The following is a 1,939-nucleotide window of genomic DNA, read 5'->3' as shown; positions in this document are numbered from 1 at the left end:
CGGCCCCGGTCGAGCGCTGCAAAACCAGATTGTCGTCCCCGATGGTGCCGAAAAACCAGCGATCCGAGCCGCCGGTTTTGAGAATCAGGGCTGCGATGCGGACTGCGCTCGCTTTATCCAGCGTGATGGTCTGGTCCAGCCCCAACGCTGCAATGCCGCCATAATCATTCAGCAGCTGGTCAATGCGCGCCGGTAAACCTGCGACATCATCAGAATCAGACATGGTTTGCTCCATGAAAAAAGCCCCTTCAGGGGCCTGCGAACGGTCAGAATTTCGAGGTCAGTTTACGCGCCGTTTCTAGCTCCAATAGCTGTCGTCGGCATAGTCAGCAGGGATCGGGTCCATCGCAGCGAGTGTAAAACTCGCCTGCCAGATCGGTTGGCGAAACGCGTGTGCCGCAGTCAGAACCGATTGCCATTCCGTGGCCGTCACTGCCACGGTGCCGGTGTCCGTTGCGATTGTGATTTCCGCGTCCGGGTCGCCTGCAAGAATGGCAGCCTGTGCAATGCTTGTGACCTCGCTCCAGCCGCGCATGTCTGACTCGGTTGTTCCGATCCGGTGCACGCCCCGGCTGTCACCGAAATCATGGTCAAAGCCGATGGATAGCCGTTTATTGCGCTCCGCGATGATGTCTGCCGGAATGACCACATTCGGCTGTGAGGCGGGGGAGAGAGCGGCTATTGCGTCCGCTGCGGTGTTCGCTCCAGCCGAGCAAAACACGTTGTGGACCACGCCGTCATCATCCGTGACGCGCCACGCGCAAGGGTGACTCGGGTCTTTTTGTGCGTTCATGATTTTTCCTCTCAACCATCATAAAAATGTGCACTGAAATTTGCCAGCGGAACCTCTGCGGTTTTCGATTTCGACATATCCATCTGCCGCTGCAATCGTGATTACGCCGTCGTCACCCGTGGTGCCGGAGAGCGTGCCGTCATGTGTAACGATAGCGCTGGCCTCTACGGATGTGTGCAGCTCTACCCGTGGTGAGGCGCCCACATCATACGAGATCAGCCCGCCGATAGCGTTATGTGACGGATATTGAGAGTGACCGTCGAATGTAATGACCAGCAGCCCGCCAGGCCTCGGTGGGACCACCGCGCCGACGGCATCGTCTGCGATGGTGAGCACCGCACCGCCAATCAGATTATCACCGACGACCAGATCATCCGCGATGACGCGGGTGGCTGAGAGTTCCGGCACATGCACATCCGTCACGAACCGACAATCGCCAGATCTCTCAATCGTCATCACGTCGGTATGTGTCGAGCCGTTTGCCGAGCGCTGCAAAACCAGATGATCATCGCCGATGGTGCCGAAAAACCAGCGTTCCGAGCCGCCGGTTTTCAGGTAAACACCGTTGCGATCAGAACTGCTGTTTTTTCCGAGGTGCAGGGTTTGGCTGTCCCCCTCAATCTCCAGAACGCCACCATTTCTCTCCACAAGCGCCCGCACGGCGGCGGCAAGCTCTGTCATCGGGTCTGTATCGTCAGACATTTTCCGTCTCCTGAATTGTGAAATCCACGGCCCGCGCCGTGTCGAGCTGTGTTTGTGTCGTGGCTTCGCGGGCCTGTTTTTTGGCTGCCATCCTCAGACCCTCGATCTGCGCCGAGGCGGCAACCCACGCATTGTTTTGGGCGATGATCACCGCAGCCACGGACGCCTCATCGGGTCCGGTCACGCCTACCTCTGCGGTCAGATGCGGCCACGGGCCGGGGCCGCCGCCGTCGAGATCCAACGCTTCTGCGAGCTTGCGTTGATAGGTCAGCGACTGCCCCGCGCCATCCGTGATCTGAGCAAGCCGTGCGGCCTCTGCGCGGCGGTCGATCTCGGCCAATGCCGCCGCCTTGCGAGCCTCGAAGTTTCCTGAGAGACTGATTTTCACAGCGTCACCTCCCACTCGCCCGCGAGATACGGAAACACCGGCTCGATCCGCACTGT

At 59.5% G+C, this 1,939-nt stretch carries 3 protein-coding genes and 1 pseudogene; all 4 read right to left on the bottom strand.

Annotated elements, in window-relative coordinates:
- Positions 1 to 223 (bottom strand): hypothetical protein (locus E1297_RS02355; RefSeq protein ID WP_155133417.1); only part of this gene is annotated, 223 nt, incomplete at its 3' end.
- A 75-nt stretch (positions 224 to 298) separates the two neighbouring features.
- A complete protein-coding gene (locus E1297_RS02350; protein WP_155133414.1) occupies positions 299 to 793 on the bottom strand; it encodes a hypothetical protein in 495 nt (164 codons plus the stop codon).
- Positions 794 to 811: 18 nt separating this feature from the next.
- Positions 812 to 1,495 (bottom strand): hypothetical protein, encoded by a 684-nt coding sequence (locus E1297_RS02345; protein WP_155133411.1) that lies wholly within the window; start codon positions 1,493 to 1,495, stop codon positions 812 to 814.
- Positions 1,488 to 1,939 (bottom strand): annotated as a pseudogene (locus E1297_RS02340) (hypothetical protein); the annotation flags it as partial. The pseudogene E1297_RS02340 and the gene E1297_RS02345, both read right to left, overlap by 8 nt.

The sequence above is a fragment of the Roseibium sp. RKSG952 genome (assembly GCF_009711355.1).
The sequence above is the reverse complement of the archived record's forward strand: the minus strand, read 5'-3'. Positions and strand labels throughout refer to the sequence as shown.